This is a genomic window from Thiothrix fructosivorans, from assembly GCF_017349355.1.
GTDB classification, from domain to species: Bacteria; Pseudomonadota; Gammaproteobacteria; order Thiotrichales; family Thiotrichaceae; genus Thiothrix; species Thiothrix fructosivorans.
Genome location: NZ_JAFMPM010000006.1, coordinates 1,218,055 through 1,234,145, shown reverse-complemented (window position 1 = coordinate 1,234,145; position 16,091 = coordinate 1,218,055). Strand labels below are relative to the sequence as shown.

The 16,091-nt window shown below is 52.8% G+C and carries 9 protein-coding genes and 1 pseudogene; 6 read left to right on the top strand and 4 right to left on the bottom strand.

From position 1 onward, the window contains the following. Position 1: 1 nt before the first annotated feature. The 3 genes and pseudogenes from lptM to J1836_RS09365 form a co-directional block, all read right to left on the bottom strand. Complete coding sequence (gene lptM, locus J1836_RS09375) at positions 2-115, bottom strand: LPS translocon maturation chaperone LptM (RefSeq protein ID WP_207250858.1); 114 nt, start codon at positions 113-115, stop codon at positions 2-4. After that, positions 112-941 (bottom strand): annotated as a pseudogene (gene nadC, locus J1836_RS09370) (carboxylating nicotinate-nucleotide diphosphorylase). Before nadC ends, lptM begins: the two are co-directional and overlap by 4 nt. Before the next feature lie 72 nt (positions 942-1,013). Further along, positions 1,014-2,285: an NAD(P)/FAD-dependent oxidoreductase gene (locus tag J1836_RS09365; RefSeq protein WP_207250857.1), complete on the bottom strand. Its 1,272-nt coding sequence runs from the start codon at positions 2,283-2,285 to the stop codon at positions 1,014-1,016. Positions 2,286-2,487: 202 nt separating this feature from the next. Between J1836_RS09365 and J1836_RS09360 the strand changes: the two genes are divergently transcribed. From J1836_RS09360 to J1836_RS09350, 3 genes are read left to right on the top strand one after another with little or no spacing between them, the layout of a single operon-like run. Continuing rightward, positions 2,488-3,735, top strand: a complete 1,248-nt coding sequence (locus J1836_RS09360; protein WP_278189470.1) for a multifunctional CCA addition/repair protein — start codon at positions 2,488-2,490, stop codon at positions 3,733-3,735. A 49-nt stretch (positions 3,736-3,784) separates the two neighbouring features. Further along, a complete protein-coding gene (gene hspQ, locus J1836_RS09355) occupies positions 3,785-4,108 on the top strand; it encodes a heat shock protein HspQ (RefSeq protein WP_207250856.1) in 324 nt (107 codons plus the stop codon). Continuing rightward, on the top strand, positions 4,108-4,803 hold the full coding sequence (locus J1836_RS09350) for a sulfite exporter TauE/SafE family protein (RefSeq protein WP_207250855.1): 696 nt from the start codon (positions 4,108-4,110) through the stop codon (positions 4,801-4,803). Before hspQ ends, J1836_RS09350 begins: the two co-directional genes overlap by 1 nt. On the opposite strand, the gene J1836_RS09345 is transcribed toward J1836_RS09350, so the two are convergent. Next, positions 4,804-5,340, bottom strand: coding sequence for a protein disulfide oxidoreductase (locus J1836_RS09345; protein ID WP_207250854.1), 537 nt, complete (start codon positions 5,338-5,340; stop codon positions 4,804-4,806). It abuts the gene before it with no gap. A gap of 205 nt (positions 5,341-5,545) precedes the next feature. On the opposite strand from J1836_RS09345, the gene J1836_RS09340 reads away from it, so the two are divergent. The 3 genes from J1836_RS09340 (at position 5,546) to J1836_RS09330 (ending at position 16,052) form a co-directional block, all read left to right on the top strand. After that, positions 5,546-11,014 carry a cadherin-like domain-containing protein gene (locus J1836_RS09340; RefSeq protein ID WP_207250853.1) on the top strand — a complete coding sequence of 1,823 codons (5,469 nt, stop codon included), beginning with the start codon at positions 5,546-5,548 and terminating at the stop codon, positions 11,012-11,014. Positions 11,015-11,142: 128 nt separating this feature from the next. After that, positions 11,143-11,781, top strand: a complete 639-nt coding sequence (locus J1836_RS09335; RefSeq protein ID WP_207250852.1) for a cadherin — start codon at positions 11,143-11,145, stop codon at positions 11,779-11,781. 77 nt (positions 11,782-11,858) lie between these two features. After that, a complete protein-coding gene (locus J1836_RS09330; protein ID WP_207250851.1) occupies positions 11,859-16,052 on the top strand; it encodes a hypothetical protein in 4,194 nt (1,397 codons plus the stop codon). Positions 16,053-16,091: the final 39 nt, after the last annotated feature.

The window sequence follows — 16,091 nt, the reverse complement described above, 5'->3', positions numbered from 1 at the left end:
TTTATTTCGCCTGTTCGTGTTTTGGTTGTGACTGATCGGGCAAGGTTAACGGGCCTTTGTTGCCACAGCCTGCCAGTAAAGCCAGTACGATAGCGAATCCTAGGTATTTTTTCATGCTTTAAACCTCATCGACAAATCCACCGCCCGCACATGCTTGGTAATCCCGCCAATCGACACGAAATCCACGCCCGTTTCAGCAATCGCCACCAACGTTTCTGGGCTAACCCCACCGGAGGCTTCCAACGGAATCTCCCCCCCGTCGCCCGCACCGCTTCGCGCATATCCGCAAGGCTATACTCATCCAGCATAATAATATCGGCGCGTGCAGCCGTCGCTTCCGCCAATTCCTGCAAATTCTCGGTTTCCACCTCCACTAGAATGCCGGGGTGTAACGCCCGCGCCTGCTGAATCGCCTTGGTGATCGACCCCGCCGCCATAATGTGGTTTTCCTTAATCAACACCCGATCATACAGACCAATACGATGATTCGTACCGCCGCCACACAAGACTGCATACTTTTGTGCTGTACGCAAACCGGGCAAGGTTTTGCGCGTATCCAAAATCCGGCAAGACGTGTGTGCCACCAAATCCACATACCGCCGCGTCGCCGTCGCGGTTGCCGACAGCGTTTGCAGGAAATTCAACGCCGCCCGCTCACCACTCAAGATAGAACGCGCACTACCCCGCAAAGTACACAGCAAAGCATTCGCCGCTACCCGCTCGCCATCCTGATACTGCCATTCAATCTGCACAGTGGGGTCAAGCTGGCGGAACACTTCATCAAACCACGCTACACCACACAAAGTAGCGTCTTCGCGAGAAATAACCGTGGCGCTGGCTTGCTTCTCCGCCGGAATCAGCCCAGCGGTAACATCGCCCGTGCCAATGTCTTCGGCTAAAGCGCGAGCGACGGTTGCTTGAATATCGTTAGGTAATTTCATCAGAACCTCAAATAAAAATGGGAGGCAATCACGCCTCCCACCAAGTGCCCCTGACTCCTCGTCAGATTCGTGTTAGATGCGGGTAATACCCATCATCTTCAAAATGGATTTTTCGTAGAACGGTTCGGAACTGCCTTTTTTCATTTTACGGATGAAGTATTTCTCGAACGCAATCTTAGCCATGTGTACCCACTTGCCTTTCTTGAACCACGCCACGTTACGGGGTGGAATCTGAGGCAGTGCGACGAAAGCTGCACCCGTGTCTCCCATGTCCGCCAAACAGATGGCGTTCCATGTACCGGTGGTGTGCGGCTCTTTGCCGTTCAACTCATCTGCAATGTTATGTACCAGAGAAGTGACCATGGATTCAATCATATAACCGGTCTTCGGTGCACCTGTGGGGACAGGCGTCGCTTCTACCGGCGGAATGGCGATACAAACGCCCGCCGCGTAGATGTTTTTGTATTTCGGGTTGCGGTGCAATTCGTCCACGATCACGAAACCACGCGGGTTACACAAGCCTTCTACCGCTGCTACCGCATCCACACCTTTGAACGCAGGCAACATCATCGCCATATCAAACGCAAGTTCGTGCTCTTTCTCGACTTCGCCTTTGTTGGTCATTTCGGTAACGAACATTTTACCCGCTTCAACCTTAGTGGTTTTCGCATTGGTAATCCACTGCATGTGGTGATTACGCAGCTCGGATTCCAACATCCCTTTGGAGTCACCTACGCCACCCAATCCTAAGTGACCAATGTACGGTTCAGAAGAAACATACGTCATCTTGAACTTGTTACGCACACCACGTTTACGCAAGTCAGCATCGACAATGAACGCGAATTCGTAAGCTGGGCCAAAGCAACTTGCAAACGGCATCGCGCCCACGATGATGTGACCAGAACCTTTTGCCAACAGCTTTTGATAATCCGCATACGCACCTTCGGCGTGCGTTACGTCACACACCGAATGCGTGTGACCACCGTGTGGGCCTGCGCCTTCAACTTCTTGGAAGAACAATTTCGGCCCCGTCGCGATGACTAAATAGTCATACTTCACGGTCTGACCATCTGCCAAGTGCAGGGTGCTCTCTACCGCATCAATCTTGTCACAACGGCTGCAAATGAATTTGATATTTTTCTTAGCAAGGTATTTTTCAATCGGAAAGGTGATGTCTGAACGTGTGCGCCAGCCCACTGCCACCCAAGGGTTAGAAGGCACAAACTGGAAATAGTCACGTTCGTTAATGACAGTAACGTCATGACCATTACCAAGCATTTCTTTCATTTCATAGGCGGCGGGCATCCCACCTGTACCTGCACCGAGAATTACAATATGAGCCATTAGCGCGAACTCCTAACGATTAATGAGGGTATTTGTTTAATTATGATGATAAACACTTGCCAGCCTTCTCCTCCAGCAATCAGAATAACACCACAAATCACGCGGAAGGTCAATCTCAGCCTTATTTATCAATAAATTAGTTCCACCTAATATTCCATAAAAAAGATATACTTCTTATCATCTAGAAAGCGATAATTTACCCATGAGTGATATAACAACCTATCTCGTTGGTGGTGCTGTCCGCGACCACTTACTCGGCTTACCTGTAAAAGATCGTGACTGGGTAATCACTGGCGCAACACCTGCTGAGTTATTACAACAAGGCTTTAAACCAGTGGGTAGCGACTTCCCCGTATTCCTGCACCCTCACACGGGTGAGGAATACGCCTTGGCGCGTACTGAGCGCAAAACCGCCAAGGGCTACCACGGCTTTCACTTCCACGCCGCACCCGATGTGACGCTGGAAGCCGATCTTGCACGGCGCGACTTAACCATCAACGCGATGGCGCAAGATAACGCAGGCAATCTCATCGACCCTTACGGTGGGCAAGCCGATTTGCAGCAGCGCTTATTGCGCCACGTCTCGGCGGCATTTGCGGAAGACCCCGTGCGAATTTTGCGCGTGGCACGTTTTGCCGCACGCTTTGCACCACTCGGTTTTCAGGTCGCCGCTGACACCCAACAACTCATGCGCGACATGGTAGCGGCGGGCGAAGTCGATGCACTCGTACCTGAACGTGTCTGGCAAGAAACCGTCAAAGCCCTAGCCGAACCCGCCCCACAACGTTTTTTCGAGATCCTGCGGGAATGCGGGGCATTGCGCGTGCTCTTCCCCGAACTCGACCGCTTGTTTGGTGTGCCACAACCCGCGCAACACCACCCCGAAATTGATTGCGGCATCCATACCCTACTGGTGCTGCAACAAGCGGTGCAACTCAGCCCTGCGCCCGAAGTACGCTTCGCCGCTCTCACCCACGATCTCGGCAAAGGGCTAACCCCTGCTGACATCCTGCCCAGCCATCACGGGCATGAACAGCTCAGTCGCCAATTAACGACGCAGTTGTGTGAACGCCTGAAAATTCCCAACCGCTTCCGTGAACTCGCGGAACATGTCGCCGAACAACACGGTCGAATCCATAAAGCGCTGGAATTGCAACCCAAAACGTTCCTGAAAGTGCTGGAAAGCACCGATGCGTTCCGCAAACCCGAACGCTTTGCGCAACTCTTGCTAGCGTGCGAGGCGGATGCGAAAGGACGCACGGGCTTTGAAAACCGCCCCTATCCGCAAGCCGCCCGCTTTCGCGCTGTCTTAGCCGCTTGCCTGCAAGTGGATGTACAAGCCGTCATTCAAGCAGGTTTTCAAGGGGTGCAGATTAAGGATGAGATGCATCGACGGCGGGTAGAAGCCATCCGTGAATGTTTAAGGCATCTTGATATTAGCGCGGACTAGCCGCATATTGAGAATAAAGCATCACTATCAAGAATTTCGAGGAATGGTCATGACGGAAGAAAAAATTGCTTCATTCGGTCTGGGTCAGGTTATCCACCACCGCCTGTTTAATTATCGCGGCGTTATTTTCGACGTTGATCCCGATTTCAAAGGCACAGAAGAATGGTTTCAGAAGAACGTGGAAACCGGCAGCCCCACTAAGGAAGAGCCGTGGTATCACGTCTTGATCGACCAAGACGGGCGCGTCGCTTACGTTGCAGAGCGCAATCTGGAAGCTGACCCGTCGACTGATCCGGTCGAACACCCACTGCTGGAAACCTTCTTCACTGGCTTTGTCGGCGATCATTATCAGGCAAAGCAGACGCTTAACTGATGGTGTGGGACTTACTGGCACATTCCAGCCTTGTCGCCGCGTTTCTGGTCGGGTTGTTGGGTGGCGTACATTGCCTTGGCATGTGTGGCGGCATTGTTAGCGCCCTCACGTTTAGTTTACCGGCAACACAGCGTAACCACCCTGCCACGCTGTTGCCAATCTTGCTGGCGTATAACACCGGGCGGATTGGGGGTTACACCCTCGCGGGGGCATTGGCGGGTGGCTTGGGGGCAGCCTTCTTGTCGATTGGCGGGTTGGACAGTCTGCGGCAAGGGCTGCAACTGTTCGCGGCATTGTTCACCATTGCACTGGGTTTGTATCTGGCGGGCATCTGGGCAGGCGTGGCACAAGTCGAAAACGCAGGGCGCACCTTGTGGCGGCATATCGAACCGTTGGGGCGGCGTTTTATGCCTGTCAATTCCCCCGCGAAAGCCTTACCGCTGGGATTTGTGTGGGGCTGGTTGCCGTGTGGCTTGGTGTACAGCGTGCTGATCTGGGCATTATCAGCGGGTAGCGTGCTGCAAGGCGCACTGCTCATGCTGGCATTTGGGCTGGGTACATTGCCTAACTTATTACTGATGGGCGCAGCCGCCGCAAAGCTTGCAAAATTCACCCGCAACCAAACGGTAAAACGGATTGCGGGCTTGCTGATCGTGAGTTTGGGGATGGTGTTGCTGTGGCAAGCGCTTAAATAATCACACCAGCCAATCGGCTAACCACAAGCGCAGCCGTAATCCCCAACCGGAACTCAGCCCGACTTCACGAAAGCGAATCATGCCTTCTTCATCCAACACGTAATTGCTCGGTACGCCCTTAATGCCGTATTGCGTGGCTAATGAACCGTCTTCATCGACAATCGTGACCCAATCAGTAATGCCCTCGCGCTCCATGTAGCGCTGGGTTTCTTCGCTTCCACCCGATTGAAACGCCACGGTAATTACTTTCCAATCCTTGGCAAGTGCGGTAATACTGCCCTGCTCCAATTCACACAACGGACACCAGCTCGCCCAAAAGTGTAGCAGCACGGGTTTACCTCGGTAATTATCGAGGCGGAGGGTTTCGCCACTCAGGGTCGAGCGTTCAAAATCGGGGGCTTCGCCGACTAACATCGTGCGTTGTTGCCATGCCCGCCCGCCGAAAATAATGGCAAGGATAATGACACCTTCGACTAACCAGCGTAACCACGGGCGCTTTTTCGGCTGTTCTTCCTGCTCCGATGCTTGTGTGTCCATCGTTATCCGTTCGTGTTGGTTGAATGCAGCGATTGTAACACACCACACTGAAAGTGCCGCTCGCCACCTCCTAGCCCATTAATCTGCTTTTCATTGCCGTCAATATTAATTTTATAGATTATATGCAAGTAACATTATGCGGTTACTCAACACAACCAGCCCTAGAGCCAACAACGAATAAAAATATCACTAGCAGGTCTTTACCATGAAATTTTTTAGCCTTAAAAAAGCCAACCCTGTTCGACACCACTGGATACGACGCTTACTGTGTTTACTCATGGCAACAGGCTTCGGTATGCCATTGCTAGCCAATGCAGCAACCGTCAATCTACTCACCAGCACTTCCAGCAGCGCAGCGGGGGCGGGTGCAGCAGGTAAACCTAGCATTGCCAACTTCACCATTCCGGCAGGCAATAACCGTATTTTATTCATTGCGGCAGGCTTCGAGCGTGACCACTGTGACGCAGGCAGTGACGTATGTAATTTAACCAGCACTGGCGCAGGCTTAAGTGATAACTTCGCTCGCCCAGTCGCTGCCACCTACCAGATTACCGCACGTCTGACTGGGCCGGGTGGCTCAATTGATAAAAAGAATGCGCTCACCGTCGGTGGCTCACCCAGTGGGGATTTACGCTTTAGTGTGATGGAATCCTCTCTGAAGGATGGAGCAGGCGTTGCTATTCCCAACTCAACTCTGTTCAGCCAAGAGAGCTACCACATTGCCCTGTTTGAATCCGAGATCAATACCCTGCTGGGCGGCGCGGCTTCTGGCGATATAGCTATCACACTACCGGATGTTGTCGACCCCAAGAGCGCTGGCGATGATGCTGTTCTAACGGCGTTTGTCTTCAACAATGCCATGCAAACGGTTGATGGTATTGTACGCTCATCCGTACCGCAACTCAGCTCACTCGGCACAGGTCTTGCTGGTGACTTTACCATCGGCGCAACGGCATTTGATGCAGGGCAAGCCCCGAATGATGCGGCTGACGGTTTGTTGGTAGTGGGTTTCTCCGCATTAGGACAACCCAGCACCGCTGGAGGTTTTAACACGATGGCGGGGTATACACTCGCACAATCCGTTGGCACCAACAACGGCGGGGGGCGTTACGACAACGAAGAGCCGACGTGGAACACCACCGAACCCAGCGGCATGAGCGCTTCCGCGCAATTCCGTAACGGGGTTGCCAGCAATTTTACACTGCAATCCGCCGCCGACAGTTCGGTGCTGGCATGGGGTGCATGGGCACCATCTTTCACAATTTCCTCCGACAACGTGGTTGCCAATGAGGATTACAGTGATGCACCCGCCACTTATGGCACACCGAATCATACCATCGTGGCAGGCACTTATTTAGGCGCGACCGCACCTGACAGCGAAACCGCTGCACAACCCAGCGCTACCGCAAGCCTTGACGAAACTACCGGCACGGCTGACGAAGGGTCGGTTTTTACCAATGCAGGGCTAACCACGGGTTTACAAGGCAGTACTTTTGAAGTGGAAAGCAATGTCACCTTACACGTTCCCGTGGTCGGCACAGGTAAGTTGTACGCTTGGTTTGACTGGGATCGCGATGGCACATTCGGTAACAATCCCAATGAACTGGTTGCTAACGGGTTGGCTGGCACCAATCAAACCTTAGCAATGGTCATGAACGTACCCTTAGGCGCAGCGGTAGGCACAACTTACGCCCGCTTCCGTTTTTCCAGTGATGTAGCCGCAGCCGATCCTACCGCCCCCGCCAGCAATGGTGAGGTGGAAGACTATCAAATTACGTTAGCCGATACCCCCAACGTACCGACACAACCCTCACCCCCTTCTTGTAGCGCAAGTGGCAGCACCAAAGCATGGACTGCTGGTGGAGGCGGTTATCAAAGCGACACATCAGAAGGTTTAACCATTACCGCCACCACCAGCGCACCGAATGGCGCGAAATGGACATTTGCCCCCAACGATGCCATGAATACTGCGGGTCAATTTGGCAATCCCGACATCAACGGCATTCCTTCTTTGAGCACGATCTTTTTCTGGGATACCAGCCCTGATGATGGGCGTAATGCTAATGCGGATACAGATGGCAAAACAGGTCAATTGACCTTCAGCTTCAGCGCTCCGGTCAAAGACCCCGTGATTTATATCGACCGTTTAGGGGGTTATGGTGGCAATAGTGTGGCTGTTCCTCAGCAATTGAGTAATGCGGCTCGCATTACCCCGAACGCTGCGAATGCAGCGGCAACCTTTACCAAAGTCGGCGGCACAAACCACTTTGAAGTAAGTGGCAGTGCCCTGCAACGTACCCCGAATGAGGCTCTCGTCTGGGGTGAAAGCAGCTCCGAATCAGGCACAGATAGCACGCGCTATACCGCGATGGGCGGCATTCAAATCAACGGCACTTACGACAGTGTGAGTTTGGACTTAGCAGGTACAGGCGTAGAAGGTGCGGGTGCGGATGGCATTGAGTTCGTGGTATGTGCTAAAGCATTAGTCGTCAATACGCCACCGCTTGCCAATGCGGATACCACCAGCACCACGGAAGATACCATCCTAAATGGCACAACGGTGTTACTGAACGACAGTGATGACCAAGGCGATACGTTAACGGTCAATACCACTCCTGTGGTTGCACCAACGCACGGCACATTGACGCTCAACGCGGATGGGACTTACACCTACACCCCTGCGAATGGCTACAACGGCACGGATAGTTTCACTTACGAAGTGTCCGATGGCAACGGCGGCACAGCAACTGCCGTTGTAAGCATTACCATTGCAGCAGTGAATGATCTCCCCGTCGCCAACGCTGACACGGGTAGTACGACAGAAGATACGGTGTTAAACGGCACAACAGTATTAATCAACGACACCGATATTGACGGCGATACCTTGACGGTCAACACCACACCTGTAGTTGCCCCCACCCATGGCACGCTCAACCTCAAAGCTGACGGTACTTACGTTTACACGCCTGCGACAAACGTCAACGGCACAGATAGCTTCACCTACGAAATCAGCGATGGTAAGGGTGGCACAGCAACGGCTGTCGTCACGCTGACCATTACCGCCAGCAATGATGCACCGACCGCGTTAGACGATACGGCTAATACCTTAGAAAATACCGTACTGAACGGCAGCACCGTGTTAAGCAATGACTCTGATCCTGAGTCCGATGCATTAACGGTGAACACCACGCCTGTCACCCAACCAACTCATGGCACAGTAACACTCAAAGCCGATGGCACGTATACTTACACACCAACCACTAGCTATAACGGCACGGACAGTTTTACCTACGAAATCAGTGACGGCAACGGTGGAACAGCAACCGCTAAGGTGACACTCACCGTCGGTCCCGCTAATGACGCGCCGAGTGCGACGGATGATGCCGCAACCACTGCCGAAGATACCGTATTGAATGGCACAACCGTGTTAAGCAATGACACGGACATCGACGCAGACACGCTGACCGTTAACACTACGCCAGTGCTTGCGCCAACACACGGCACATTGGCACTCAAAGCGGATGGCACGTACACCTACACACCTGCGAAGGATTTCAATGGGACAGACAGTTTCACCTATGAAATCAGTGACGGCAACGGTGGCACGGATACCGCCAGCGTTACCCTAACCATCAGCCCCAACAATGACGCACCTACGGCATTGGATGACAGCGCCAGCGTTACTGAAAATACCATTCTCAACGGTAATACCGTGCTAACCAACGACACGGATATTGACGGCGATACCCTCACGGTCAATACCACACCCGTCACCGCACCTAGCCACGGTACAGTCACGTTGTTGGCAGATGGCACATATACGTATACACCTGCCGCTGGTTTTAGTGGGACAGACAACTTCACCTATGCCGTCAACGATACGCAAGGTGGCACAAGCAATGCGGTCGTGACAATCATCGTTACACCCGTGAATGATGCGCCACTGATTACCTCAAGCAACAACGTCACCTTTGCGGAAAATGGCACTGGCATTGCCTTGGATGTGCAATCCAGCGATGACAGCGATACCGAAGCCACCAGCGGTCTGACTTACAACCTACAGCCGATGTTTGACGCAGCCCTGTTCAACATTGACCCAATCACTGGTGCAATCAGCTTCAAAGCCCCACCGGACTACGAAGCACCGCAAGACAGTAATGGCGACAATGCTTACCTCCTCATGACGCAAGTCTGTGACAGCGGCAACCTGTGTACCGAACAAGTGGAAGTTATTGTGGTCACCAATGTGGTGGAATCCAGCCCACCCAATATCATCAGTACCGCTATGCAAACGCCGGAAAACCAAACATTGGTCACAGCTATTGCAGCGGCTGACCCCGACACCGCTGATACCCTGACGTTCTCGATTCAAGGTGGAAAAGATGCTGGCTTATTTGTGATTGATCCCGTAAGCGGCGAACTGAGCTTCAAAACCGCACCGGACTTTGAACAACCTAGCGATGCGAATGCTGACAACGTGTATGAAGTTATCGTTGCTGTGACCGATAATACGGAGGTCGATCACATCGACACGCAAGCCTTGAAAGTCACGGTGACGAATGTGCAGGAAAACACCGCACCGACCATTACCTCCGACGGGGCTGGCGATACGGCTACTGTCACGGTGACAGAAAATGCACTGAATGTGACCAGCGTACAAGCGACCGATGCGGAAGATGACACGCTGACTTACAGCATTACCGGTGGTGATGATGCGAGCTTGTTGGTGATTGACCCCGTAACAGGCAAGCTGACCTTCAAAACCTTACCCGACTTTGAAACCCCCACCGATGCCAACAGCGATAATCAGTATCAAGTAACGGTCACGGTGAAGGACAAAGCGGGTACGAGCGATACGCAAGCCTTAACCATTGCGGTGACGAATGCGGCGGACATCAAACTGCAAGTACGCGGCTTCCTACAAGGCGCATACGTCAGCAAAGATGGCATGATGCGTGACAGTTTGCGTAGTTTGGGGCTGATTCCTAGCATCCAGCCGTATGGCGCAAGCGGTACACCATTTGCTTACACGGACACAGAAACGGCTCTCCCTGCGCTCTTGGCAGCATCGGGTAATGATGCTGTCGTGGACTGGGTACTGGTCGAGTTGCGCGATGCCACTACACCCAAAACCCGTATCAGCGCCATCGCAGGATTGCTACAGCGCGATGGCGATGTGGTGGATGCTAAAACGGGCAGCAACACACTGAGCTTGGAACAAATCCCAGCGGGTCAGTATTACGTCACGCTGCGCCACCGTAACCATTTAGCCGTCACGACCGCGACACCACTCACCTTGTCATCCGCTCCGACAGTGGTGGATTTCACCCAAACCATGACCGACACCTTGGGTAAAGAGGCACGTCTAATCGTCGGGAATACGGCGCTGCTGTGGGCAGGGGATGCCAATATCTCCGACAAAATCATTGCGACCGGTCCCCTCAATGACAGTAATGTAGTGTTAGGCGCAATCCTCACACACCCTGATAATGCCTTAAGTAACAGTAATTTCCGTTTGAATGGATATACCGTTACTGACTTAAATCTGGATGGTACAAGCATCTATTCGGGTCCCAGCAACGACATCAATTTGCTACTGGGCAATGTGTTGTTGCACCCTTTGAATAGTGCGTTTGCTGCCAATTACATTATCAATGGTGCGTTGCCAAAGTAAATCAATGATGAACGGCAGAGTCGTGATAAACGCGGCTTTGCCTTTTATCAGCGAAAAATTTTATTTTATCTAAAAGCCTTTATCATAAACAGACCATAACAATGGGCTAAATCAACAGGAGACAATAAATGAAAACGAACCAATCCATCCGCCATTTCATCACGTTAGCAGGCGCAGTTGCCCTAGCCATTACCGCTGGTAGCGCAATGGCGAAAAGCACCGCCGCAACCGACATGGCTAAAGCAGAAGCCGCCGCCGCAGCCGCGACACAAATTCTGTCTTACAAACTGGCACTCGCAGAAGACGGTAAAACGTACCAAGTCATCATGAAACCTTCCGCGACCCCTAAGCCAGACATCAGTTTGACTGGGCAAGTCACCCTGAAAGCACCGCATGACAGCAGCTTTAAAGTGACTGGCTTGAGCAGCACCGTTGAAGGCTCTAACTGGGTAGAAGCCTCACGCGTTGATGCACCTAAAGAAGATGCCAAAAGTGACTACATCTCCTTCTCGTTCGTTGGTTTGCAAGGTGCAAGCGCCCGCAACTACAACTGGGAAGAAGGCAAAGAACAAGTCATTTTCAGCTTCCAAAACGAAGGTGGCTGTGTGGATGGCGTTACCCTGATGGCTAAAGATGATGCGTTTAACACATCCCCCAACTCTGCCAATACAAACCCCGGCAACCAGTTCACCAACTTAGGTTGGGGTGCGGTTAGCGACAACCATTACGCAGGCAACTACGGCGACACGATTACCTGCAAAAAGTAATACGGTCAAGAGCCCCTAAGCTCCCGCCGTGGGGTTCTTACGCAATCAATTATAAAAATGAGCGAGAGATTCAAACTATGGATTCCAAAAAACTGAGCAAATACCTTGGTCTGAGCGCCTCGGTACTGCTGCTGGCAGGTAATAGTGCTTGGGCAGCGCAAACCTTGGAGTACAGCATCCGCTGGGACACCAAAGACGACCGCTATCATGTTTTCATGAAGCCTAACGCCACCCCTACTCCGAAAGACATGAGCATGACGGGGCAGTTCACCATCCGCGTTCCACACGCCACGGGTGCGGATGCGTTTTCGGTCAACGACCCTAAAATCACTGTCACCAACACCATCTGGTCAAATGACTCACGGGTGGATGCACCCATCGAAGATACTGCCGTCGACTACCTATCTTTCAGCTTGAACATGATCAAGTCGGATGCGTTCCAATGGAAAGCAGGCGTAGAACAAGAAGTCTTCAACTTCAACAATACTGGCAAATGCCTTGGCTCGGTCGCCCTGATCGACAACCAAACAGACCCGTTCAACCAACCGCTCCTCAACGGCAGCAATAACTCGGCAGGTACAAACCCCGGCAACCAATTCACCAACTTGGGTTGGGGTGGTTCGGATGAAAACAACTACCTTGCCAACTATGGCACCGCCGCTGATTGTAAAGACAGTTTAGACAGCGACGCGGATGGTTTGAAAGATGGCGTAGAAAAAGCCATTGGCACTAACCCGTTGAACCCCGACTCCGACGGCGACGGTATCAGTGACGGTGTAGAAGCCCCATTAGGTATCTCTCCTGACACGGATGGCGATGGCAAAATCAACGCACTGGACAATGATGATGACGGTGATGGCGTTCTAACCAAAAACGAAAACTACAACGGTGGTTTACCAACCGACGATGATACCGATGGCGACACCATACCCAACTATCTTGACACCGATGATGACGGTGACGGCATCCTTTCCAAAAATGAAAACAACGACCCTAACGTGGACGGCGCACCCACCGATGCGAAAGACACCGACGGTGACGGTACTCCAGACTACTTAGACAATAGCGACAGCCGCCCTGACACCGACAAAGACGGCGTGAAAGACGCTGACGACATCGACGACGACAACGATGGCATTATCGACACAGCGGAAGGCAATGGTGTTACCGATACTGATGGTGACAAAATCCCTGACAGCATGGATACCGACAGTGATGGCGATGGTGTTGCTGATAGCATCGAAGGCAATGATGCCAACGGCGACGGCAAAGCTGACGTGGCACCGCTGGGCAAAGACACCGATAAAGACGGTCTGGATGACGCATTCGACCCCGATAACGGTGGCACACCGGTAGTCAAACAAGACTTGGACAAAGACGGCAAGCCTGACTTCCAAGACGTTGACGATGACGGCGACGGCATTCTGACCAAAAACGAAGACCTCAACGCCGATGGCATCCTTGGCAACGACGATACCGATGCTGATGGCAAACCTAACTATCTGGACAACGACGATGACGGCGACGGCGTCCTCTCTTCCGCAGAAAGCAATGACCCGAATAAAGACGGTTCTCCTGCTGATGCACTGGATACCGACGGCGACAAAATTCCTGACTATCTGGATAAGGACAACACCGACGGCCCGCTGGGTGATTCCGATAAAGACGGCCTGACCAATGCAGACGAGGTAAAAGCCGGTACTGACCCCAAAAACCCTGACTCTGACGGTGATGGCATCGGCGACAAAATCGAAGTGGGTCCAACCCCAGCTACGCCGATTGATTCCGATAAAGACGGTAAAATCGACGCACTGGATACGGACGACGATAACGACGGCGTTCTCACCAAGAACGAAAACTACAATGGCGGTACACCTGCCGATGACGACAGCGACGGTGACAAGATTCCAGACTACTTGGATACCGACGATGATGGTGACGGCAAACTCTCTGCTGTTGAAAGCAATGATCCGAACAAAGATGGCGCACCGACGGACGCACTGGATAGCGACGGCGACAAAATCCCGGACTATTTGGACAAGGATGACACCGACGGTCCATTGGCTGACCCGGACAAAGACGGCGTAACCAATGCGGATGAGAAAACGCTCGGCACTGACCCGAAAAACCCTGACTCCGACAGTGACGGTTTGCTGGATGGCGTGGAAAAAACCGCTGGCACTAACCCACTGAATCCTGATTCCGACGGCGACGGCATCGGTGACAAAGTAGAAGTCGGCGCAAACCCAGCCACGCCGATTGATTCCGACAAAGACGGCAAGATTGACGCGTTGGACACGGACGATGACAACGATGGCGTTCTGACCAAAAATGAGAACTACAACGCGGGTACACCGACCGATGACGATTCCGACGGCGACAAAATCCCGGACTATCTGGACACGGATGATGACGGTGACGGTATCCTTTCCGCTGCGGAAAGCAATGACCCGAACAAAGACGGCGCACCGGCTGATGCACTGGATACCGACGGCGACAAAATCCCGGACTATTTGGACAAGGATAACACCGATGGTCCCTTGGCTGACCCAGACAAAGACGGCCTGACCAATGCGGACGAAAAAACCCTCGGCACTGACCCGAAAGTAGCTGACTCCGACGGCGACGGTTTGCCAGATGGCACAGAGAAAACTCTCGGAACGAACCCACTCAGTACTGACACGGACGGTGACGGTATCGGCGACAAAGTGGAAGTCGGCGCAAACCCAGCCACGCCTATCGATACCGACAAAGACGGCAAGATTGACGCGTTGGACACGGACGATGACAACGATGGCGTTCTGACCAAAAATGAGAACTACAACGCGGGTACACCGACCGATGACGATTCCGACGGCGACAAAATCCCGGACTATCTGGACACGGATGATGACGGTGACGGTATCCTTTCCGCTGCGGAAAGCAATGACCCGAACAAAGACGGCGCACCGACTGATGCACTGGATACCGATGGCGACAAAATCCCTGACTATCTGGATAAAGACAGCACCGATGGTCCACTGGCTGACCCAGACAAAGACGGCGTAACCAATGCGGATGAAAAAACGCTGGGTACTGACCCGAAAAACCCTGACTCCGATGGTGATGGTCTGTTGGATGGCGTTGAGAAAAAAGCGGGCACTAACCCCTTGAACCCTGACTCTGACGGTGACGGCATTGGCGACAAAGTGGAAGTAGGCACTGACCCAACCAAACCACTCGACACCGATGGCGATGGCAAACCGAATGCGGTTGATGCTGACGATGATGGTGACGGCATTCTGACCAAGAACGAAAACTACAACGGTGGCACACCGGCTGATGACGACTCCGACAAAGACGGCATTCCTGACTACATGGATGCTGACGATGACGGCGACGGCATTCTGACCAAGAATGAAACACCGGATGGTAACGTCGATGGTAGCCCTACTGATGCGACCGATGGTGACATGGATGGCACACCAGACTATCTGGATACCACCGTCAGTGCCGTCAAAGTGCAAGTCAAAGCAATGATGCAAGGTGCTTACAACAGCACCAGCAAACTGATGCAAGACGACTTGCGCTCCAAAGGTTTGCTGCCACTGAAGCAACCGTACAATATCGGCAGCATCAAATATGCTGGTACAGAAGCGGCAGCGGCTACCGTGTTTGCGGCGACCGGCAACAATGCACCAGTGGACTGGGTAATGGTTGAAATCCGTGATGCCACCACACCGGCAACGATCAAAGCACGCATTGCGGGCTTGGTACAGCGGGATGGCGACATTATGGATGTCAACGGCAGCACCTCCTTGATGCTGACAGGTTTGTTACCGGGTAACTACTACGTGTCGGTGCGTCACCGCAACCATTTGGGCGTGATGACCTCAGCACCCGTTGCCATTACCGCGAACACCGTGCCGAGCGTGGACTTCACCAAACCGACCACCACGGTTTACGGTAAAGACTCGCGCATCAGTGCGAACAGTGGCACGGTTTCCCTGCTGTGGGCAGGTAACGCTAACACGGACTTGCGGGCGATTGCTAACGGGCCGTCTAACGACACAGGTGTCATCCTTGGGGATGTCCTGCTGGCGAAAGACAACCTGTCGGTCAGTACCAACTACCGTTTAGCAGGTTATCAACCGACCGACATCAATATGGACGGCATTACCATCTTTGCAGGCCCATCTAACGATGTGAACATGCTGCTGGGTAACGTTCTGTTGCATCCGGGTAACAGCACCTTCAGTGCAAACTACATCATCAATCAGCAATTGCCTTAAACCGCGATTGCTTTGATGAGACGCAGCTTGGGGGCGGGT

Excerpts from the sequence above, each read along its gene's own strand:
- lptM (WP_207250858.1), bottom strand. The coding sequence starts at position 115 with ATGAAAAAATACCTAGGATTCGCTATCGTACTGGCTTTACTGGCAGGC.
- J1836_RS09365 (WP_207250857.1), bottom strand. The coding sequence starts at position 2,285 with ATGGCTCATATTGTAATTCTCGGTGCAGGTACAGGTGGGATGCCCGCC.
- J1836_RS09360 (WP_278189470.1), top strand. The coding sequence starts at position 2,488 with ATGAGTGATATAACAACCTATCTCGTTGGTGGTGCTGTCCGCGACCAC.
- hspQ (WP_207250856.1), top strand. The coding sequence starts at position 3,785 with ATGACGGAAGAAAAAATTGCTTCATTCGGTCTGGGTCAGGTTATCCAC.
- J1836_RS09350 (WP_207250855.1), top strand. The coding sequence starts at position 4,108 with ATGGTGTGGGACTTACTGGCACATTCCAGCCTTGTCGCCGCGTTTCTG.
- J1836_RS09345 (WP_207250854.1), bottom strand. The coding sequence starts at position 5,340 with ATGGACACACAAGCATCGGAGCAGGAAGAACAGCCGAAAAAGCGCCCG.
- J1836_RS09340 (WP_207250853.1), top strand. The coding sequence starts at position 5,546 with ATGAAATTTTTTAGCCTTAAAAAAGCCAACCCTGTTCGACACCACTGG.
- J1836_RS09335 (WP_207250852.1), top strand. The coding sequence starts at position 11,143 with ATGAAAACGAACCAATCCATCCGCCATTTCATCACGTTAGCAGGCGCA.
- J1836_RS09330 (WP_207250851.1), top strand. The coding sequence starts at position 11,859 with ATGGATTCCAAAAAACTGAGCAAATACCTTGGTCTGAGCGCCTCGGTA.